The following is a 17,335-nucleotide window of genomic DNA, read 5'->3' on the forward strand; positions in this document are numbered from 1 at the left end:
TCCTTGTGATCTCATAAGTAAAGCAAACCACCGGATGCCTCAGCGCAATATTTCCGGTAATGCGCTATCTATGACAGATTTGCTTTCTTTTAAAATCTGGTGAGCACGCTGGGCGTATAGTTGAAATGTGCGCGCACACCTAATCAAATGTTCAGCCTAAGCCGTAACCGTCTTTCATGGCTGTCTCCTGTTGTTGGTTTATGAAATTTTAAGCAATAAAAAAGCCCACCATTTGGCGAGCTTTTAAATCAACTTAATGCATCAATGTACACTTCGGTCACTATATCACGAATATCGCATACCCCGTATATACACGTCAAGCACATTTTTCACTCGCTTCTTTCTTGGCAAATTTGTCAAATTTAAAGTGAGGATAACGCGATTTAATAAAGGCCAATCCGCACTTAATATCCTGTTGAATCTGTGCAATGTGGGTATCGTTGCTCTCAGCAATATCCCGAATAGAACTACTCATCACATAGTGTGACCAGATGACACTAATCCATTCCTGAACAATCTCATCATCAATAGATTGCAAATCCAAAAATAGCTTATGAATTGCACGTGCCTCATTATTGTCTAATTGACAGCATGTACCTGTACGGCGCACACGTAGACGATCAATCAGTGATTCATCACGCATATACATCGCAAGCAAATCTTCACGCTGTTTCTGGGTAATGCGCTTGGTTGGCATAGTCTTTACAACCATCACCATTACTTCACTATCACCATTAATCCAAGCCCCAAGCTGACGTGACCAGTCTTCAAAGCTAAACTTGCCCCAATTCGTCGCCTGCATAATCGTTACTGCTGCATTCATCGTATTTCCCCTACCATCTTCTCTATCTGCTGGATCGCGTGACCTGACTTCACTTGATCTGTACTAAACCGTATTACCTGAAAACCCATCATTGTTGCTGCGTTATACTTTTCCATGTCCCCAAGGTAGCCTTTACCCCTTGTGTGCCTTCCTCCGCTCCATATCCCGCCTTCAATCTCTACCAGAATCTTTTTATCAATTAAGTGAAAATCTGCTCTCCACTTGCGATCAGGATGAAAATAAAACTCCTGCTCAAACTTAATTTTTAATGTCTTTAATTCTCTAGCCAGCTTCGCTTCAAACTCATTCGGTACTTTTTCGCCTTTCACCTTAGGGCGTGTGGAGCGCCCTTTCGGTCTAGTGGCTTTAACCATTTTTTTGTATTCAGCGATTGAGTAGCTGGTCATGCATCCCCCACAGCACGCACTCCAAATAGCTGTTTGGTCTTTTCTGTGGCCACATACAATCTGGTGCAGTGATTACATCTAAAAGCCAAGTAGCCTGCCTGAACCAGACCGCGCAATTTTTGATTTAAAGAAGATCTAGTTTTGTCACATACATGCTCTTCAAGCTCTGCTGATGTGACTTCATGTTTAGAGAAAGCCACATACACCAGAATATCTTTGATTTCTTCGAAACGCTGGATGCTAGGTATGTTCACACCCCACCTCCCAACTGCTCACGAATAACCTTAGGCACCTTCACCCCATCCATTTCACATTTCTCCAAGTACGCTTCAGGATCATTGAAAGGATCTGGCCATGGATCAGCTATTGGAGTCAGCTTCACCTGTAAACGCTGGAGTGCTGGCACATGACGGTTTTTTACATTCATGCGCTTTTTAAGTTCTTCAAGCGCTTGCTGAGCTACTTCGTTTGGAACAGGTTGATGATCTATCTCATCAGGCTGCTTTGGTTCAGCCAGCTGTTTAACTGTTGGCAGTTTCTCATCAGGCTCACCGCGTTCTTTGGCTTCTGTGATCAGTCGCTTGTACACACTGCAATATACGTTATGCACAGTATCGGTAGGCTTTAAGCTGCCGTATGGACCCACCACTGCATAGAATGCTTCCCGGGCAATGCGATTGATGCGACAAACACGGTTTGATTTTTCATAGTTCAGTGCCTGTAGCCATGCTTCATCCGGAGTCTGATATTCATAAACACCTTTGCACCAGTTTTTGAACTCAGGAATCGATGGCGGCCATTCAGCTGTATCCAGACGTTTCAATCCACGTAGAAACTGCTCATAAGTCAGCTCAGAAAGCTTTTCGACAAACTTCTCAATCACCTGGCTTTTTTTCAAACCTGACCACTGATCCGTGAACTTCTTGCCATACATCAGAAGCATGTCTTCAACCAGCTTACGTGCATCCGTTTCACTGAATTGCTGTACAGCGTGAGTAGTTTGTTGTTGAGATAATTCGTTAAGCATATTTCACACCCTCCACTTCATGCACATCACGCATTGCTGGTTGATCATTGCTGCCAATTTCAGATATCCAGTCGCTAACTTCGTTTTGAGTACGGCTTGCTGCACCTGAAAAAGATTTTGGTTTTTGAGGTTGAGACTTAGCCTCACGCTGACGGCGTACTTCGTCTTTGTTGTTTTGAATCCAGGTAAACCATTTCACCAGCCATAGGCTTGGAGTGTTTTTGCTATCCGCCTTCGCTGAAAAGAAATCACCGAAGTTGGTAAACATGGAAATCAGATCCTGTTCTGGTAGTTCAGGATTGCGTTGTTTTCCGAGTTCAATGAAGTCGTAATGAATTGGATACACGTTCACGCATTCAAGAACTGAATAGCGTTTGTGATCCTCAGGTTGATATTGAGAAAACCGAATTGGTGGCAAAGGAAAATCTTGCTCGCGCGTATTACTACTACTATCTATAAATTGGTTATTGGTTAATGGTTTATGGTTAAGGTTTTTTTGGGTTTCATTTTCACAACCCAAAATAACCGACTGGGTTTTTTCTGGGTTTTCAGAATCAACAAAATCGCTTTCATTTGGGTTGCTATCTTCCTTTTTTTTAGGAGGTCGACCACCTTTCTTCCCATTTTCACGGTTTTTTTGAACATTTTCTTTATAACCTTTGATTTCGGAGTCACAACGCTTGTTGTGAAATCCATCATCTTCTTCAGTAAAGAAATCACTTAACACATTTAAGACTGCCTGTTTTTCCTCATCGGTTAATGCACGTAACCGACGAAAAACCGACTGGGTTTCTTTAGGTAAAGGACCTTCATTCAGGTAATAGAAATCAAGTGCTCGACGGTAAAAACATTCTTCCAGAGCAGTTAAATGCACGGTGTCACGCATGAAGTCACCAATATGGTGTAAATATTTATGCATTACTCACCCTCCAACCTGAATAAATAAACTATGTGAAACCCTCGCCCCCCCCAGACAGCAGAACTAAAAGCCTTAAGTTCTCTCTTTAAGATTGACTCAAAGTTCTTTTTGGTTTCTTGCTTGTATTTCATTGGGCTTCTGAATATTTTGGAGTTACCGTTGTATGCCTCAACGATGACCGTTTTATTATCACGATCTATACTAGAAATTCTGACTTCCACGCTCATGCCGCCACCTGCTTTGTATTACGTACTTTGTTTACCAAGCCAGTGATACGAGTCAGGCCAAACGCAGTGACACGCATATGCAGGAACACTCGTTCTTTGCCATCGTTGCGATTAACAATTACTGGTGACGTACGATTGGTGAAAACCTTGTTTAAGACATATTGGGCATGTGGCTGGAGCTTGCGATCTGAATCACGGTAGATCCATTTCTTATTAATCAGTAGCTGGATGAGTTCAGATTCTTTAATGCCGATTGTTTTGGCACATTCACGTAAGCAATAAGTGTTAGAAGTATCAGCAATGGTCTCCAGTGCCTCAGCCTTAGGTGCGAGTACTGCTACTTTTTCACTTAACTCAATATTGAGCTTGGCTTGAATTTCGATTGCTTGAAGCAGATGTGCTGGATTGGTGATGTCAAAGCTATTTTTTGCCTTAAGTGCTTCTTCCATTGCAGTCATACGATCAAAGACTTGAGCTTGTAACTCATAGCTATATGACATAGCCATAAGGCAGGCTTCGCGTTTTGGGAAGCGATAGCATGGATAGGTTTGTCCATTTTGTTGGTTAATGTAGGTATCCCTAAATTTTGGGAGACCCTCTAAACCCAAAACCTTCGGCACTTTTGCCATAAAGTGATCATGGCGAAGTTGCACCGGATTGGTTTCACTTTTTGCGCGATATTCATTAATGAAATCAACAATCTCAAGTGATGACATCGTTACTTCGTTTATGTTAAAATTTCCTTGTGCTAACATATTCATGTTTACTTTCCTCGACCGTTAGTGAACAACCGGAAAAGCCTGATCTAGACCATCAGGCTTTTTCCATTTGTAGAGCTGATAAATACTTTGCACACTCGCCTTTCATGGCTTTACGCAAAGATTGAATTTTGTGTTCAATTTCTTCCAGGATGCGATCTGTCTCATCCATTTCAGTAGGTGTCACCACACCATCTTCCAGAGCAGATAAAACTTGCTTATTTGCTGCACCATTCCCAACATTCATACCAAGCAGTGATTCAAGAACACCTAGTTGATGATCTTTTCCTTCCGCTTGCTCTACCGGCATTAATGCAAAACCTAATTTGTGCGCCCACACTTTTAAAGAAGCCGGGTTTTGTGTATAGGTCAGCATTGCTTCAAATGCCTTTAGGCTCGGCAAATGGTTTTCCATGTTTGGATTTGCATAATTCAAAATGGTGTTATGAGACACACCAACAACATCAGCAATCTCTTTAGGTGTAATCCCATTTGATTGGTGAATCATCTTGTGTAGCGCGGTTTTACTTTCCTTGGATATATCCATGTGAACACCTTGATTAAGTTCACGTTTATTAAAAACGCTTACTGGTTGATAATTGGTTTAAGCAGTGAGCGATAAAGCTTGATTTCGGATGTAGTCAAAATCCACATCTGGGCACAATAAATCGCAACTCACTCGACCGTTACTTTCCTTGTCAATTTTGATTGCCAGAGAAGCCCCGCACTTGCTGTTGCCATACATAATTTGATTTAAGTAACCAATTGATGTTTGGCAGCGCTTGGCGAATGCTTTTCGCTCACTGAGAGTTAATTGACTTAGATAGTTTTTTAGTTCGGTTGTTTGAGAAGAAGACATTTTAATCTCCTTTACTAATTAATTTAGTAAATACTAATTTTTATCACTTAATAAGTCAATAAACATTTAGTGTTTGCGAATTTACTTTTTACTAAAAAGTCTGTGAAATACTTAAATGGACATAATTTCTTTAAGACGCGCTAATTTGCGCCAGGCTATTGATGCCAAATTAAAATCTGAGGGTTTTTCTTCGGATGCTGCTTTCTGTGAGCATTACGACCTTAATCCAAGCTATATATCTCAACTTGTGAAAGGTCATGGGAGTTTTGGTGAGCGTGCGGCTCGTAATCTTGAGAAAAAGGTTGGATGGGAACCGGGTTCATTAGATAGGGAGTCGGCAGAAACACAAGCTACAGAAGTTGCGCCAGTTTCAAATGTAAGACCCTCTAGAAGAAAACTAAGGAAGATTCCGGTATTAGATTTTGTCCAAGCTGGTATATGGCGGGAAGTTGTATACGACGGCGTTCATCCAAAAGATGAAACATATACAAGTTATGAAGGCAAAGATCCAAACGCCGTTTTTTCGTTAGAAATTGATGGCCTGAGCATGGCACCTGAATTTATGCCAGGTGATGAAATTGTTGTAGATGCAGCCTTAGATCCAAAACCTGGTTCATTAGTCGTTGCTCAGGAAATTCAGCATGGTGTAGCAATGACTACATTTAAAAAATACCGTGTTGTTGGGGTCAATGAGCATGGGGTGGATATTATTGAGCTGGTTCCCTTAAACCCAGACTTCCCTACTTACAATTCATCTCAGATCGAAATTTCAATCATTGGTGTCGTGGTTCAGCACCATAAAGACTTTAAGTATTAATAAAAAAGTAAGTCACCGGTGACTTTGTGGAAATAAAAAGCCGCTATATGCGGCTTGGGTAAGGTTGTTAGTTTGTATAGAAATATATAAATTAAAGTGAAATAAATCATAAGTTTCTATTTTTATAGAATTTCCTTGAAAAATGGAATACAAAAAATAGTTATCTTAAATCAAAATTAATGTTATCTTATGGGTAAGTTACCATTATGGTAAGAATTGTATTAAGCAAATATGGTGATTCACCTCCAAGTGACTCATCATCAAGCAGGAAAATTCAAACCCAAGGACCTTTGAATCCACCGGATGAAGTGCTTGAGGTTTTAAAACGCAGTTTACCTAAAACGATGACTCGTAAGAGTATCGCTGATCTCCAGCGTTTAGGTTTTGATGACCAAGATTTAAAAGTTTTGATTATGGATACCTTACAAAAAGGTAGATATATTGACTCTGAATGGTGTGAAACTAGCCCTGAGAGCCCATGGTTCGCATGTGATAGTTATGAGCTTAACCGGAAAGAATATAATGAATCCTCTTACAAGGATCTGGATGTATATTACTTCTTGAAGTTCTGTATAAATAAAGCTGGGAAACTAATATGTACTTTTTCATGTCACTTAAGCTACTAGGTACACGTAAATGACAAATAGAAAAATGGTATGCCCAATATGTGAAATGGGTACTCTCAAGACTAAAGTTGAGAAAGAGCTTCACACTTATAAGCACACTTCAGCAGAGCTTGATCTTTGTTATTCAGAATGTGACGTTTGTTTTTCTCAAACCGCTACAAGTCATCAGCTTCGTCAAAATAAACGTGCAATGATTAAATTTCAAAAAGAAGTAGATGGTTTACTGAGTTCTATAGAGGTTAAGCGAATTCGTTTGTTGCTCGGTCTTTCAATAAAAGATGCTGGTGCAATTTTTGGTGGAGGCCCTGTCGCATTTTCCAAGTATGAGAATGATGACTTGATGCAAAGTATTCCAATGGATTCCGCGTTACGATTAGCACGCTCTAATCCGAGCGGGATAAGGGATTTAGCTAATGCTAGAAATATTACTTTGTTACCATCTAAGCAACCTGCAATTTCAACTAGCCTTATTCGATTCCCGGAAAGCGAATCAGTAACTGAACCTATCGTTACTCTAAGTGGTATTAATGAATTTAATAGTATTGCAATTAATTTTGATGTACTAACAAACAAAAGTATTGTAGAGGTATATTCTCGTGTCCAGTAAAAACATAAAACTTGAAAAAGTAGAAAATCTTCAGCATAAAAAAGGTATAGATCATCAAACAATCTATGCTGATAAAATGAGTAGTTTGGCAATGGGTGCGAATGTAGCTCGTTTAACTTTCGGCTTAGAAGAGCCACATCTCCAGCAATTAAATGAAAAATTAACTCTTATAATGCCTACAGCTTCCCTGCTTGAAATGATTGAAATACTTACACAGTCCTTAGATAATCCAGCATTGAAATCAAACCTATTACAAGAAATTGAGAAATTTAAAGCAAAATTATAATTTCATTTTGTTTCCATAACCCACCCCAGCGGTGGGTTTTCTTTTTCTCAGACTGACTTATAATTCGAACTCCAATAACAATAAAACTATAACTATGAAGTACATTACACTTATCACTTTACTCTTGTCTTTAGCTTTTACCGGCTGCCAGAAGCAACCAAGTCAAGATATAGACCCAATCACAACCACAGCAGCTCTTGAGAACTCAGATAACATTCTTAGTAAATACATAGAAAAGCTTGATTCAGAGTTCACCACTCAAGAGGTACGGGTAAAGATTCTTTGTAGGGACTATCCGCATGAATATAAAAACAACTATATGCCTAATTTACTTAAGCTATCACCAGGTGAATACAGTGAGACAGTGCTCTTGGCTGACATGGATCTAGTTCTAGATCACTACAAGCAGACAAGCAATATCCAATGTTAGACGTTTCTTCCTACTGAAATATCGCCCTACTACACTAGGTTCAAGGCCAACCATGGCAAGGCCTGTAATAACAAAGTAAAGCACTACTAACCCACCCCAGCGGTGGTTTTTTCTTTATGTAAGGTAAGTGTAACCTTGTCTTTAAACGCTACATTATAACAATTAGTATAAAGACACCTATGATTCATAAATAGAAAGGTAAGTCTCAATGAAATATCTGTTAGGCGCAGCATTGTTAGGATTAGCAATTACTGGCTGTACTTCAAATCCAAAAAACGAAGTGGTGCAAGAAAAAGTTGTGAGCAATACTCCAGCTGAAACTCAGGTAATTAACTTTACTGGTCCAATGGATCTTACAGTTGAATTGAAATCTTCAGATAATTTTGAAACTGCAGAAATGACAGATAATTCTGGCAAGGTTTATCACCTTAAACGAGCTATTTCAGGAAGTGGTATGCGTTTGGCCAATGATGACGGCGTTTCAATTCACTTCAAAGCTGGTGAAGGTATTGTAGAGTTTATGAAAGACAAACCTATCAGTATTACTGAATACAAAAAATAAGATTATTGCTCTAGGACAACCCACCCCATTGGTGGGTTGTCTTTTTATTATATGAAGTAATATTTCTATTTATTAACCGATGGAATTTCTAGAAATTTTAAGTAAAGTGAATTAAATTTTTGAATAATTAGTGAGCTAATCAGTTTAAAATTATAATATATGACGCTGTAGTCTAAAAATTGTTTTTCCATATCTCTCTTAGTGCAAATACGGACTAACTTAATGAATAATATTAACTTTAAGAATTTCGAAGAGACTGGCCAAGCTATTTTAAAATTCTTATCTCAACGATTTGGATTTAAGTTATGGATGATTACCCGTACTGAAGGTGATGACTGGATTGTGTTACTAAGTGAAGATAATGGCTATAACGTTAAGCCAGGACAAGTATTTCGATGGGCAGATTCGTTCTGCTCACACATGGTACAAAATAATGCGCCCCGCATTGCCCCTTACTCGCCCGATGTTCAAGTTTACGTAGACGCACCTATAAATCACTTAGTCCCAATTAAAGCCTATATCGGCCAACCTCTGTATAAAGAAGATGGGTCCCTTTTTGGCACTCTCTGTGCAATCGATCCTGAACCTCAATCTAAAAATCTGGTCGAGGAAGCTCCATTATTTGAGCTGCTAGCACAAGTGCTTAGCTATAATATTCAAGCTGAATTAAAAGCCGCTAAGTACATACGTAAAGCTGAACGGTTTGAAATGGAGGCATTGTCCGATCCCATGACTGGCCTTTTTAACCGTCGTGCTTGGGACCAGTTAATTGTATTAGAAGAAAAGCGCTGCAAGCGATATGGTCACCCTGTTGCTATTCTCATGATTGATCTTAATGACCTCAAAATCACCAATGATACTTTGGGGCATGCTGCAGGTGATGAACTCATTCAAAAAATGGCTTTAACCCTCAAAAACACTGTACGCAATAATGATATTGTCGCTCGTCTAGGTGGTGATGAGTTTGCTGTACTCAGTATTGAAACCAACCGAGAAAATGCGGATAAACTTGCAACCAGAATTCAAACTGCTATTGCAAAAGCTGGCATTAGTGCTGCAATTGGTTTTGCAATGCGAAATCCCACATACGGTCTATCAGCAGCTATCATAGAGGCAGATGAAAAAATGTATCAGGATAAAGCCCTGAGCAAATCACCTGAGACTAATTAATAAAAAACGCGAACCCGAGCGGCTCTTGGATCGGGTGGAGAAAAGAATGAAAGCCTTGCTTATAATTAATGGTCTCAATATCTCTGATGAGGAAATTAAAAGTTTCAACAGGAGAGAAATTTCTGGTTTTGAGCGCATTAGCTTAAATTCATTTATTTTTAATTTAAGTGAGTCCTCTAATTTATTGGCAGATATTCAGAATTATTTACAATCACGTGGTAACAAGTACAGCATCTTATACTTTGAAAAAGATCCGACTATTTTCACCTACCTTAAATAAGTTAAATATCAATCACGCTTAATTCATTGCTTAACCAAAAAAACATAAAGTTTATTTACGGTATTTATTATAACCTCAGCGTCTGTAAGACCTTGAAGCATTAAGCGATCAACCATATCCTTGCGCCAGTTTGATAAAGCCCTCTCATCCTGTGTGGCTTTATCAAACAATCCACTTTCTCCGATAAAATTTAAGAGCTTATCAGTAACACTAATCAGCACCTCTGCTTCTGTAACGCCATTAAAAATTAAACGATTAACCATATGAGCACGCGGATCATGCTGCAGGCTTTCTACTGTCAAGTAATTTAGCTTATCCATAACAAACTCCAAACAACCCATCCCTGTGATGGGTTTTCTTTTGTCTATTAAAACATAAAAATTAGCAAAGACTTAATTTTCACCAAATTTATTTAGTAATTACTATTGACAGTTTATTTAGTAAATACTAAATTACATTCACAGACAACAAAAAGCTCCAGCGTTGCGCTAACAACCTGGAGCATGACCCACAACCTAACTGTGAGTGAAATTATTATGAATGCAAAATTGACTCCACACAATAGCTTCAAGGTAACTCTTGTTGCTACTGCCTTAACTGTAAGCGCATTAGCGTTTGGTTGGCATGCTGACTTTGGCACTAGCCAAGCAGCTCCAGCTCAAAACATTCAGTCTGAATACGGCATAGTCTCTTTAAAAATGCTGGACGATGTACGCGGTGAAGCAATCTTGAATCTTGATGGCTTTCGTTTGGAAATCACTTCGTTTGAAGTTGCAGCACATCCAGACGACTACGGTGTGCCGGGTTCCGAGTTCACTAATGTAGAAGTGATAGAACTGGGTGAAATCAAGGTATTCGATGCCAATGGCAATTCTTATAACGACTTCACTGATTATCAGGATCACCGCGAAATCAACGCAATGATCGCTGGCTATATCATGAAACACCGTCTGGTGGAGGTGCAGTCATGATTCTTAAATCTGCCGACCAAATCTTTGAAGCACTTTTGAATGGCCAGCTGGTTTACTGGTGTGAATATGGCTCTGATGATTGGTCCCCGCTTAATGACCAAGCACAAGTTAATTTTGCTGATCTTTACACTGGTTTCCTGCAATTCAAAGCAGATGAACTACCTGTCATTCCAATGCCAGTAGAGTTTGGCTCAACTCATCGTTACTTCTCTGAATACATCAAGACGTTTGAAGGACTTGAGATTTACAGGGTTGGTAAAAATCGGGTGAGCTACTTCGCTTTACGTATCAAAAGCTCAGGAACTATTGCTGACTATTTCTGCAATACGTTGATTTACTCTATCCAGCCTGACGGCTCTCTGAAGAAGATGGATAAGTCTACAGCTCCACAGTGGATTCTAGATGGTTTGGAAAATGCGCGAGTCGCCATGCGCAAAAATAAACGACATCAAGTTTTAGAAAGTACCGGCTTCTTTGGGTCTGAGGACTATAAGAACTTTAAACGCAAAAACCGTCAGCTAGGAGTGCGTTGAGATGGCGATTAATATTATTCCAGCGGATCAACCGCTATTGGTTCAAGCCATTATCGTTTATCTGTACGCAGATCCGGGCTTGGGTAAAACATCTATTGGTTTCACCGGTGAAAAAGCAATTTCATTCGACTTCGATAAAGGTTCTCACCGTACTGGCGAACTGCGTCGCGGTGCTGTAGTTCAAGTAAATCAGTGGGCTGATGTAGCAAATTTAACACCTGGCGATTTAGCTCCGTTCAACACTATTGTAATTGATACGGTAGGTGCAATGCTTGAAAGCATTAAAACCCATCTATTGCTAAACAGCACGAACAAGCAAAAAGATGGCTCTTTAAAACTTAAAGCCCAAGGCTTGGCCAATAACATCTTCAAGCAATACGTGAACACATTAATTGCTTCAGGTAAAGACGTCGTTTTCATTGCCCATGCATCAGAAGATCAGAACGGTGACCAGGTAATTTACCGACCAGATCTGGGTGGTAAGAACCGTAATGAGCTGTACCGCATTGCAGATGTAATGGGTTATCTCACCACTGTGCAAACAGGTGAAGGCAAACATGAACGTGTGATCAGCTTTAGACCTTGCCCTACTCACCATGCCAAAAATGCAGGTGGTTTAGGCGGTGAAACTGGTGAGGTATGGGTTCCAGACTTAAAAGCGAATCCGTCTTTCCTGGCAGATCTCATCAAGCAGGCCAAGGACCACATCAATACCATGACACCTGAACAACTGGCATCAATGAAGGCTCAGGAAGATTTAGATAACTGGATCCAGAGCTGTGCTGAGGCTCAGTATGCCAGCGATCTAAACCAGCTTACTGAGTCAATTGATGACCAGCATATTTATTACAAAAACATGCGGGCTGAACTGGTCAAACGTGCCAAGGAAATGAAGTGCGAATTCCATAAAGAACGCAAGGTCTGGGTAGATCCTGTTGAGTTCTTTGGCATTAATGACCAGCAACTGGCTGACCTCCAGGCCTTTATCGATGAACGTGGCCTAGATGCAAAAACCGTATGTGAGCATCTCGGTATTGATGCACTTAATCAAATTGAAGCCAGCAAACTGGCAGCTGTACAACAAGAAATTGAACAATTAGCAAAGGAAACTATTAACGCATGAAAGCAATAATTTTGGACACGGAAACTCATACGATTAATGGTTTCCCTATTGAAATCGCATACGCACCTTGCTCTTTTGAGCAAGGTAACTTGGGGTTTGATCAAAGCCAGATATTTGATGAGTTCTACTCATGTCCTGAGCCAATCGCTTACGGTGCAATGGCAGTGCATCACATCCTGGAAGCTGACATCGAAGGCAAGCCAAGCTTTGATACTTTCCGCTTGCCTAAAGATGTGGATTGCTTGATTGGCCATAACATCAATTACGACATTGAAGCGATCCGTAAATGTGGTACGGATGTTCCTGAAAAATCGATCTGTACTTTAGCTCTGGCTCGTTTCACATGGCCAGAACTGGAAACTCACACCCTGAGCGCCCTGTTCTATTTTGTGAGCTCAGACAAGGAAAAAGCATGTAATTACCTGCGTAATGCTCACAGTGCGAAGTATGACATCTGGTTCACATACATCATCCTGAAAAACATCTGTTTAAAGTTGGGTATCAAAGACATGAATTCATTGCATGTCCTATCTGAACAGGTACGCACTCCAAATGTAATGCCTTATGGCAAACATAAAGGTACTCCATTAAAAGAGGTTCCAAAGGACTATGTGAAATGGATGCTTACCACTGATATTGACCCTTATTTACGTAAAGCACTGGAGGCTGCGGCATGATTTTCAAAATTAAAAAGAAACATGAAGCTGGTTTTAAGCTGTGGCTCGAAAAGCTGGGTTATTCCAAGAAAGAACTTGCAGATGGTAGCTCTACTTTCTCAGGCAAAGGTACACGCAAATCACTGAGCTATGTGTTTTTAAAGAATGATTTAACAGGTAATGCAGCATGTCAGGTGCTATTTGATGAATATGAAATGCATCTGCGCTGCCCGAATGTTTCGAATGAAACCAGCGAAAACTTAGCAAAGATTGTGGCTAATCAGATTATGAAGGTGGCGTGATGGATATTGAAAAATTAAAAGCTGAATTTGAGCAGTCTGAATGCTTTAAACGCCTTGAGCATGTTGCGCAATACACCTTCTTTGAATTTGGAGCATACATCAAACGTACTGATGTTCCTGCTGATATTGAAAAGAAGTGTGGAAAATTAATCACAGCTCTTCTTTTTAGCTGGTCAGCATGGAAGGAGGCCAAAGCCCAAGCAGTGCCGGAATGGTTTGTTGCTAAAGAAATAAAACCAGTTGAAAACGATTCTGATGAGAAAGTGCTTACATGGGACAAAGTTAGTGGAGTGCGCCTTGTGCCTGTATGGTCTTTCAAGTCGGTAACAGATGTAACCCATTGGATGCCTTTACCAGATGCACCACAGGAGCCAGCCAATGACTGATAAATGCGTAAATACAGGGAACTGGCTAAATATGTGCGATGCCTTAAGTGAAGTCACTCGCAATGAATATGGTGATATTCAAGCACAGCGCATGAGTCATCGTGAAATAAATTCTGCCCGACTTCAAATTGTTGCAGGTCGATTTAAGAAAAACCGTGTGGTTTTGAATCACTGCCCTTTTTGTGGTGTTGATATTCGCACTGAACATAAGGAGCCAGCCAATGACTGAAATTCAATTAACCAAACTTCAATTGGCTAACTATGTGTGTGATGAGCTGCATAAAGAAATGCCATTTGATCTGATTTTTAATCAGGACGAATTCTTACCATTTATGGAAATCATTGACGCTTCAAATCTGAATGTTGAATTTTCAGTTAAAAACATCGGTGACAAGATTCATGTCGGTGTAACAAAGGGAAATTCAAACGGTATATATCAGGCATTGAGCAGCTACATCGCAAAGCATGAACAACCTGCAAACAACATCGATCAACTCATTGCAAGCGGTGGTTTTGATCAGGCTTTTAAGGATGTGTTTGGTTTACCGGAATCAGTACAACAAAGTTTAAAAGAGGTAACTTAATGGCTCGATACACCATCACCGTTGAAGCCGAAAGACCGCCTCAAATTATGCTGGGTCAGACTATCGGTGGTGCAACGGTGAAGGAGCTTAAAGAGGTTGAAGTTGAACTGGTTTCAGCTTCCTATCTGGCTCAAAAATACAATCTGTCAGTGACTACGATTAGAGAAAAATTAGTTTCGATCAATCAAGGCACACAAGGCAAGGCGCTATACAATCCAAAGTTGGCCCATGACCTGCTGACAACCAAAGTTAAAGTAGGCAGACCGAGAGCTAATTAGCTCTCACTGTCGTTAAACATTTCTACCAAATCTTGAGCATCTGGATTGTAATAAGTATTCACCAGCATTGAGATAGTTTTGTGGCCTGTAATTTTGGCCAGCACTTCAACCGGTAATTTTCTCACCTTCACCATTCTAGTGATGGCTTCATGTCGTGAATCATGGAAGTTAATATGTGTAAGCCCTGCTCTTTTTTTTGCTCTCATCCATGTAGCACAACATATCTGTTTATCAATAGGCAGAAGTTTATCTGTTCCTTTAGGTAATAAAGAAAGCAGTCTTTTGGCTTCACCAGATAAAGGCACGTTTCTGGATTCACCATTTTTTGTCATCGGTAAATGCACAAAGCCTTCTTTAATATCCTTCCTACGCATTGCCAGTATTTCACCCTGACGCATAGCAGTTTCCAGAGCAAATCGAAATGCCCATGCTACATAGTGACGTGACGTTTCTGGTGTTGTGGATCCATCCCAACTTAACGCCTTTAGCAACAATTCTTGATCTTCTTCTGTAATACGCTGGCTTCTGGATTTTTCCTTGCTCGGCATGGTGACCGCATGCCAGACGTTAGAATCAATCAAAAACAGTTCTTTCATGGCATAGGTAAACACGGCTGAATAAATGGCGTGTTCATTCCTGAGTGTTGCTATCTTCACTTCTTTTTTACGGTTATTTCGCCATTCTGCAATGTCAGCAGGCTTGAAATCATAAATAGACTTGTCAGCTAAATTTGGTGCAATCCGGTCAAGGTTTTTAATTTTAAAATTGATAGTCCGTGCAGATCGCATGTGACGACCATGCTCTTGATAGTATCTAGCACAAAGTTCCCTAAATGGATAATTCGGCTTTTCGCCTTGTTCTATTGCCTTTTTACCAGATCGAAGTTCAAGCAATTTATTATAGGCCCACTGTTCACATTCCTTCGCTGTGTCTCGGGTAGCTGAATATCTTTGCTTGTCAAAAGTGACAATGATGCGCCAGCTGGACCCTCGCTGGATGGGTTTGGGTATTTTCATTTTATTGGTGCAGATTTGGTGCAGATTACTTTGCATTTTATCGGTAAAGTAAAAAAATGGAAGGATATAGAAGGGATTTTGTGCAGTTTTGGGTATGGTTTAGTGACGGGATAGGATTAATAGACTGTTTTAAATTATTGTTTTTATTATAATTAAATCTGATTATATTTTATTTTTTGTTTTTTTATCAGAAAAGATCATCTAAAATCATTGTATACTACCTACTTTCTTTGTAGCCAAGATCATCATCCCGCGTTGATCAAGCCTGTAGTGAATTTCGATGAGCACCTTAATTCTTGTTACCTCCGCACCGACTTCTATTTATGCCTGGCATGCGCTTGGACTCGCCCAAGCTTTACAACATAAACAGGAAGCTTTCCGTGTATTTTTCTATCAAGATGGCGTGTCGGTCGCAAATGCATTGCAATGGGTGCCCGACGACCAGCGTCATCTCACACGTTCCTGGCAGGATCTGAAGATCCGCTTACCTGTTTGTGTCAGTGCAGCCTTAGCGCGTGGGATTACAGATCAGGAAAATGCTCAACGTCACAATATTCAGCAACATAATCTTGCTGATGGTTTTGAATTGGTCGGTCTAGGCGAGCTTGCTGATGCTGTTCAGTCCTCACAACGTCTAATTCAATTCTAGATGCTTCATTTTTCAGGATGTGTTGCTTTTAAAAGGAATCTTGTGTGAAATCTGTACTTGTTATATTAACCCAAGCCAACCTAAACAGCTTACAGGTGCATGAAAGCCTGTCTGCCACGATGGTACTGGCGACCTTCGGCGCTGAAGTTAAAGTATTACTCCAAGGCGCGGCCTTGAGTCTTTTACGTTCTGAGCTCCAGTTTGACCAGCTTAAACATGCCTTTAAACTGGCTTCAAATCTGGTGGATAGTTTCGAATTTTATGACCTGACCCCAATTCTGGTTGAGCAGAAAAATCAGGACTCTCCTTTTGTAAAGCAAAGCGAGCAGGAGATTGAGTTGATTGAACTCAATTCAGAATTCGTTCAAAAATTTGATCACGTATTGTATTGGTAAGGACAAAGGATAAATAAATGTCAGATCAAACCCTTTACCTGATCCAGCCAGATTATGCAGCGACGGCGTCAGTCCTTGATCAATTAGCACAGCTCCATGCTTCAGATGATCAGGTGGTCCTGATGGGAGAATCTGTGCTGTATCTGGACCATGCTTTCGTACAGCAACTGCCGCAAGTTTATATCCTAAGAAATGATGCAGAAATTCTGATCTCACCTTTATCGGAAAATGTTGCTTTACTCGACTACTCCGAATTTGCAGATCTATGTCTGAAATTTAGTCGTTGCATCTCAATGAAATAATCCATGAGTCAAATATGAATCTAGAACTGGACCAAGATGGTCATTTAGTCGATTACACCATCTGGAATGAAGACGTTGCCCAAGTACTGGCAGATACACTGGAACTTCAACTTACTCCTTGGCATTTTGAAGTGCTACAGGCAGTCCGTCAATTTTATCAGCAGTTTGGGCATTCTCCTGCAACCCGTCCGTTGATTAAGTTTTTGATGAAGACAGTCAACCCGGAAATTAACAATGCCTTATTACAGGAAAAGTTTAATACAGGTCTGGTGGCACGCCATTTAAGCCGACTGGCTGGTATCCCGAAACCGGCGAACTGCTTATAAGTTTTAATCTAAAAAA

At 40.2% G+C, this 17,335-nt stretch carries 31 protein-coding genes; 21 read left to right on the forward strand and 10 right to left on the reverse strand.

Going from position 1 to position 17,335, the window contains the following annotated elements; all coding sequences use genetic code 11:
• Positions 1-316: 316 nt before the first annotated feature.
• From FTV13_RS05225 to FTV13_RS05260, 8 genes are all read right to left on the reverse strand, one after another.
• On the reverse strand, positions 317-823 hold the full coding sequence (locus FTV13_RS05225; protein WP_180011261.1) for a hypothetical protein: 507 nt from the start codon (positions 821-823) through the stop codon (positions 317-319).
• Positions 820-1,230 carry a DUF559 domain-containing protein gene (locus tag FTV13_RS05230; RefSeq protein WP_180011263.1) on the reverse strand — a complete coding sequence of 137 codons (411 nt, stop codon included), beginning with the start codon at positions 1,228-1,230 and terminating at the stop codon, positions 820-822. Before FTV13_RS05230 ends, FTV13_RS05225 begins: the two co-directional genes overlap by 4 nt.
• Entirely contained in the window at positions 1,227-1,484 is a 258-nt protein-coding gene (locus FTV13_RS05235; protein WP_034703025.1) for a hypothetical protein, read from the reverse strand. The genes FTV13_RS05230 and FTV13_RS05235 overlap by 4 nt, the downstream gene beginning before the upstream one ends.
• The gene (locus tag FTV13_RS05240; RefSeq protein WP_180011265.1) at positions 1,481-2,257 is read right to left on the reverse strand and encodes a hypothetical protein; all 777 of its coding nucleotides are present in this window, start codon (positions 2,255-2,257) and stop codon (positions 1,481-1,483) included. Before FTV13_RS05240 ends, FTV13_RS05235 begins: the two co-directional genes overlap by 4 nt.
• Entirely contained in the window at positions 2,250-3,176 is a 927-nt protein-coding gene (locus tag FTV13_RS05245) for a YdaU family protein (RefSeq protein ID WP_180011267.1), read from the reverse strand. The genes FTV13_RS05240 and FTV13_RS05245 overlap by 8 nt, the downstream gene beginning before the upstream one ends.
• Positions 3,177-3,399: 223 nt before the next feature.
• The gene (locus FTV13_RS05250; RefSeq protein WP_180011269.1) at positions 3,400-4,164 is read right to left on the reverse strand and encodes a phage antirepressor KilAC domain-containing protein; all 765 of its coding nucleotides are present in this window, start codon (positions 4,162-4,164) and stop codon (positions 3,400-3,402) included.
• A gap of 52 nt (positions 4,165-4,216) precedes the next feature.
• Entirely contained in the window at positions 4,217-4,708 is a 492-nt protein-coding gene (locus FTV13_RS05255; protein ID WP_180011271.1) for a phage regulatory CII family protein, read from the reverse strand.
• A gap of 57 nt (positions 4,709-4,765) precedes the next feature.
• The gene (locus tag FTV13_RS05260) at positions 4,766-5,020 is read right to left on the reverse strand and encodes a YdaS family helix-turn-helix protein (RefSeq protein ID WP_180003580.1); all 255 of its coding nucleotides are present in this window, start codon (positions 5,018-5,020) and stop codon (positions 4,766-4,768) included.
• 115 nt (positions 5,021-5,135) lie between these two features.
• Between FTV13_RS05260 and FTV13_RS05265 the strand changes: the two genes are divergently transcribed.
• From FTV13_RS05265 to FTV13_RS05295, 8 genes are all read left to right on the forward strand, one after another.
• Positions 5,136-5,837, forward strand: coding sequence for a LexA family transcriptional regulator (locus tag FTV13_RS05265; protein ID WP_180011273.1), 702 nt, complete (start codon positions 5,136-5,138; stop codon positions 5,835-5,837).
• A 206-nt stretch (positions 5,838-6,043) separates the two neighbouring features.
• Positions 6,044-6,463, forward strand: coding sequence for a hypothetical protein (locus FTV13_RS15590; RefSeq protein ID WP_213065516.1), 420 nt, complete (start codon positions 6,044-6,046; stop codon positions 6,461-6,463).
• A gap of 10 nt (positions 6,464-6,473) precedes the next feature.
• The gene (locus FTV13_RS05275) at positions 6,474-7,070 is read left to right on the forward strand and encodes a type II toxin-antitoxin system MqsA family antitoxin (RefSeq protein WP_106105090.1); all 597 of its coding nucleotides are present in this window, start codon (positions 6,474-6,476) and stop codon (positions 7,068-7,070) included.
• Positions 7,060-7,356, forward strand: a complete 297-nt coding sequence (locus tag FTV13_RS05280; protein WP_106105089.1) for a hypothetical protein — start codon at positions 7,060-7,062, stop codon at positions 7,354-7,356. Before FTV13_RS05275 ends, FTV13_RS05280 begins: the two co-directional genes overlap by 11 nt.
• 94 nt (positions 7,357-7,450) lie before the next feature.
• Positions 7,451-7,786, forward strand: coding sequence for a hypothetical protein (locus FTV13_RS15740; RefSeq protein ID WP_257218488.1), 336 nt, complete (start codon positions 7,451-7,453; stop codon positions 7,784-7,786).
• Between the two features lie 208 nt (positions 7,787-7,994).
• A complete protein-coding gene (locus FTV13_RS05285) occupies positions 7,995-8,348 on the forward strand; it encodes a hypothetical protein (protein WP_005104451.1) in 354 nt (117 codons plus the stop codon).
• A gap of 222 nt (positions 8,349-8,570) precedes the next feature.
• Positions 8,571-9,518, forward strand: a complete 948-nt coding sequence (locus FTV13_RS05290) for a sensor domain-containing diguanylate cyclase (protein WP_180011276.1) — start codon at positions 8,571-8,573, stop codon at positions 9,516-9,518.
• 46 nt (positions 9,519-9,564) lie between these two features.
• Positions 9,565-9,798, forward strand: a complete 234-nt coding sequence (locus FTV13_RS05295; protein ID WP_180011278.1) for a hypothetical protein — start codon at positions 9,565-9,567, stop codon at positions 9,796-9,798.
• A gap of 23 nt (positions 9,799-9,821) precedes the next feature.
• On the opposite strand, the gene FTV13_RS05300 is transcribed toward FTV13_RS05295, so the two are convergent.
• Positions 9,822-10,118, reverse strand: coding sequence for a hypothetical protein (locus FTV13_RS05300; protein WP_180011280.1), 297 nt, complete (start codon positions 10,116-10,118; stop codon positions 9,822-9,824).
• A 183-nt stretch (positions 10,119-10,301) separates the two neighbouring features.
• Between FTV13_RS05300 and FTV13_RS05305 the strand changes: the two genes are divergently transcribed.
• Genes FTV13_RS05305 through FTV13_RS05345 form a run of 9 tightly spaced genes read left to right on the forward strand, consistent with a single transcriptional unit; the run spans position 10,302 to position 14,631 of the window.
• Complete coding sequence (locus tag FTV13_RS05305; RefSeq protein WP_257218489.1) at positions 10,302-10,769, forward strand: hypothetical protein; 468 nt, start codon at positions 10,302-10,304, stop codon at positions 10,767-10,769.
• Complete coding sequence (locus FTV13_RS05310) at positions 10,766-11,302, forward strand: hypothetical protein (protein WP_180011283.1); 537 nt, start codon at positions 10,766-10,768, stop codon at positions 11,300-11,302. Before FTV13_RS05305 ends, FTV13_RS05310 begins: the two co-directional genes overlap by 4 nt.
• Position 11,303: 1 nt before the next feature.
• The gene (locus FTV13_RS05315; RefSeq protein ID WP_180011285.1) at positions 11,304-12,425 is read left to right on the forward strand and encodes an ATP-binding protein; all 1,122 of its coding nucleotides are present in this window, start codon (positions 11,304-11,306) and stop codon (positions 12,423-12,425) included.
• Positions 12,422-13,102, forward strand: coding sequence for a putative quorum-sensing-regulated virulence factor (locus tag FTV13_RS05320; protein ID WP_180011286.1), 681 nt, complete (start codon positions 12,422-12,424; stop codon positions 13,100-13,102). The genes FTV13_RS05315 and FTV13_RS05320 overlap by 4 nt, the downstream gene beginning before the upstream one ends.
• Positions 13,099-13,383, forward strand: coding sequence for a hypothetical protein (locus FTV13_RS05325; protein ID WP_257218490.1), 285 nt, complete (start codon positions 13,099-13,101; stop codon positions 13,381-13,383). The genes FTV13_RS05320 and FTV13_RS05325 overlap by 4 nt, the downstream gene beginning before the upstream one ends.
• Positions 13,383-13,769, forward strand: a complete 387-nt coding sequence (locus tag FTV13_RS05330) for a hypothetical protein (protein WP_180011289.1) — start codon at positions 13,383-13,385, stop codon at positions 13,767-13,769. The genes FTV13_RS05325 and FTV13_RS05330 overlap by 1 nt, the downstream gene beginning before the upstream one ends.
• Entirely contained in the window at positions 13,762-13,998 is a 237-nt protein-coding gene (locus FTV13_RS05335) for a hypothetical protein (protein ID WP_180011291.1), read from the forward strand. The genes FTV13_RS05330 and FTV13_RS05335 overlap by 8 nt, the downstream gene beginning before the upstream one ends.
• On the forward strand, positions 13,991-14,353 hold the full coding sequence (locus tag FTV13_RS05340) for a hypothetical protein (RefSeq protein ID WP_180011293.1): 363 nt from the start codon (positions 13,991-13,993) through the stop codon (positions 14,351-14,353). Before FTV13_RS05335 ends, FTV13_RS05340 begins: the two co-directional genes overlap by 8 nt.
• Positions 14,353-14,631: a hypothetical protein gene (locus tag FTV13_RS05345; RefSeq protein WP_034171181.1), complete on the forward strand. Its 279-nt coding sequence runs from the start codon at positions 14,353-14,355 to the stop codon at positions 14,629-14,631. The genes FTV13_RS05340 and FTV13_RS05345 overlap by 1 nt, the downstream gene beginning before the upstream one ends.
• On the opposite strand, the gene FTV13_RS05350 is transcribed toward FTV13_RS05345, so the two are convergent.
• Positions 14,628-15,647 carry a site-specific integrase gene (locus FTV13_RS05350; RefSeq protein ID WP_034171182.1) on the reverse strand — a complete coding sequence of 340 codons (1,020 nt, stop codon included), beginning with the start codon at positions 15,645-15,647 and terminating at the stop codon, positions 14,628-14,630. The genes FTV13_RS05345 and FTV13_RS05350 overlap by 4 nt on opposite strands.
• Positions 15,648-15,927: 280 nt before the next feature.
• Between FTV13_RS05350 and tusD the strand changes: the two genes are divergently transcribed.
• From tusD to FTV13_RS05370, 4 genes are read left to right on the forward strand one after another with little or no spacing between them, the layout of a single operon-like run.
• Positions 15,928-16,296, forward strand: coding sequence for a sulfurtransferase complex subunit TusD (tusD, locus tag FTV13_RS05355; protein ID WP_166135495.1), 369 nt, complete (start codon positions 15,928-15,930; stop codon positions 16,294-16,296).
• A 44-nt stretch (positions 16,297-16,340) separates the two neighbouring features.
• Complete coding sequence (locus tag FTV13_RS05360) at positions 16,341-16,691, forward strand: hypothetical protein (protein ID WP_005235449.1); 351 nt, start codon at positions 16,341-16,343, stop codon at positions 16,689-16,691.
• Positions 16,692-16,708: 17 nt separating this feature from the next.
• The gene (locus FTV13_RS05365) at positions 16,709-16,993 is read left to right on the forward strand and encodes a DsrH/TusB family sulfur metabolism protein (protein WP_125279645.1); all 285 of its coding nucleotides are present in this window, start codon (positions 16,709-16,711) and stop codon (positions 16,991-16,993) included.
• Positions 16,994-17,007: 14 nt separating this feature from the next.
• Positions 17,008-17,319, forward strand: a complete 312-nt coding sequence (locus FTV13_RS05370; protein ID WP_034705617.1) for a TusE/DsrC/DsvC family sulfur relay protein — start codon at positions 17,008-17,010, stop codon at positions 17,317-17,319.
• Positions 17,320-17,335 lie beyond the last annotated feature (16 nt).

It is taken from the genome of Acinetobacter sp. YH12235 (assembly GCF_013417705.1).
Classification (GTDB): domain Bacteria; phylum Pseudomonadota; class Gammaproteobacteria; order Pseudomonadales; family Moraxellaceae; genus Acinetobacter.

Excerpts from the sequence above, each read along its gene's own strand:
- FTV13_RS05225 (WP_180011261.1), bottom strand. The coding sequence starts at position 823 with ATGAATGCAGCAGTAACGATTATGCAGGCGACGAATTGGGGCAAGTTT.
- FTV13_RS05230 (WP_180011263.1), bottom strand. The coding sequence starts at position 1,230 with ATGACCAGCTACTCAATCGCTGAATACAAAAAAATGGTTAAAGCCACT.
- FTV13_RS05240 (WP_180011265.1), bottom strand. The coding sequence starts at position 2,257 with ATGCTTAACGAATTATCTCAACAACAAACTACTCACGCTGTACAGCAA.
- FTV13_RS05245 (WP_180011267.1), bottom strand. The coding sequence starts at position 3,176 with ATGCATAAATATTTACACCATATTGGTGACTTCATGCGTGACACCGTG.
- FTV13_RS05250 (WP_180011269.1), bottom strand. The coding sequence starts at position 4,164 with ATGAATATGTTAGCACAAGGAAATTTTAACATAAACGAAGTAACGATG.
- FTV13_RS05255 (WP_180011271.1), bottom strand. The coding sequence starts at position 4,708 with ATGGATATATCCAAGGAAAGTAAAACCGCGCTACACAAGATGATTCAC.
- FTV13_RS05260 (WP_180003580.1), bottom strand. The coding sequence starts at position 5,020 with ATGTCTTCTTCTCAAACAACCGAACTAAAAAACTATCTAAGTCAATTA.
- FTV13_RS05265 (WP_180011273.1), top strand. The coding sequence starts at position 5,136 with ATGGACATAATTTCTTTAAGACGCGCTAATTTGCGCCAGGCTATTGAT.
- FTV13_RS15590 (WP_213065516.1), top strand. The coding sequence starts at position 6,044 with ATGGTAAGAATTGTATTAAGCAAATATGGTGATTCACCTCCAAGTGAC.
- FTV13_RS05275 (WP_106105090.1), top strand. The coding sequence starts at position 6,474 with ATGACAAATAGAAAAATGGTATGCCCAATATGTGAAATGGGTACTCTC.
- FTV13_RS15740 (WP_257218488.1), top strand. The coding sequence starts at position 7,451 with ATGAAGTACATTACACTTATCACTTTACTCTTGTCTTTAGCTTTTACC.
- FTV13_RS05285 (WP_005104451.1), top strand. The coding sequence starts at position 7,995 with ATGAAATATCTGTTAGGCGCAGCATTGTTAGGATTAGCAATTACTGGC.
- FTV13_RS05290 (WP_180011276.1), top strand. The coding sequence starts at position 8,571 with ATGAATAATATTAACTTTAAGAATTTCGAAGAGACTGGCCAAGCTATT.
- FTV13_RS05295 (WP_180011278.1), top strand. The coding sequence starts at position 9,565 with ATGAAAGCCTTGCTTATAATTAATGGTCTCAATATCTCTGATGAGGAA.
- FTV13_RS05300 (WP_180011280.1), bottom strand. The coding sequence starts at position 10,118 with ATGGATAAGCTAAATTACTTGACAGTAGAAAGCCTGCAGCATGATCCG.
- FTV13_RS05305 (WP_257218489.1), top strand. The coding sequence starts at position 10,302 with ATGACCCACAACCTAACTGTGAGTGAAATTATTATGAATGCAAAATTG.
- FTV13_RS05310 (WP_180011283.1), top strand. The coding sequence starts at position 10,766 with ATGATTCTTAAATCTGCCGACCAAATCTTTGAAGCACTTTTGAATGGC.
- FTV13_RS05315 (WP_180011285.1), top strand. The coding sequence starts at position 11,304 with ATGGCGATTAATATTATTCCAGCGGATCAACCGCTATTGGTTCAAGCC.
- FTV13_RS05320 (WP_180011286.1), top strand. The coding sequence starts at position 12,422 with ATGAAAGCAATAATTTTGGACACGGAAACTCATACGATTAATGGTTTC.
- FTV13_RS05325 (WP_257218490.1), top strand. The coding sequence starts at position 13,099 with ATGATTTTCAAAATTAAAAAGAAACATGAAGCTGGTTTTAAGCTGTGG.
- FTV13_RS05330 (WP_180011289.1), top strand. The coding sequence starts at position 13,383 with ATGGATATTGAAAAATTAAAAGCTGAATTTGAGCAGTCTGAATGCTTT.
- FTV13_RS05335 (WP_180011291.1), top strand. The coding sequence starts at position 13,762 with ATGACTGATAAATGCGTAAATACAGGGAACTGGCTAAATATGTGCGAT.
- FTV13_RS05340 (WP_180011293.1), top strand. The coding sequence starts at position 13,991 with ATGACTGAAATTCAATTAACCAAACTTCAATTGGCTAACTATGTGTGT.
- FTV13_RS05345 (WP_034171181.1), top strand. The coding sequence starts at position 14,353 with ATGGCTCGATACACCATCACCGTTGAAGCCGAAAGACCGCCTCAAATT.
- FTV13_RS05350 (WP_034171182.1), bottom strand. The coding sequence starts at position 15,647 with ATGAAAATACCCAAACCCATCCAGCGAGGGTCCAGCTGGCGCATCATT.
- tusD (WP_166135495.1), top strand. The coding sequence starts at position 15,928 with ATGAGCACCTTAATTCTTGTTACCTCCGCACCGACTTCTATTTATGCC.
- FTV13_RS05365 (WP_125279645.1), top strand. The coding sequence starts at position 16,709 with ATGTCAGATCAAACCCTTTACCTGATCCAGCCAGATTATGCAGCGACG.
- FTV13_RS05370 (WP_034705617.1), top strand. The coding sequence starts at position 17,008 with ATGAATCTAGAACTGGACCAAGATGGTCATTTAGTCGATTACACCATC.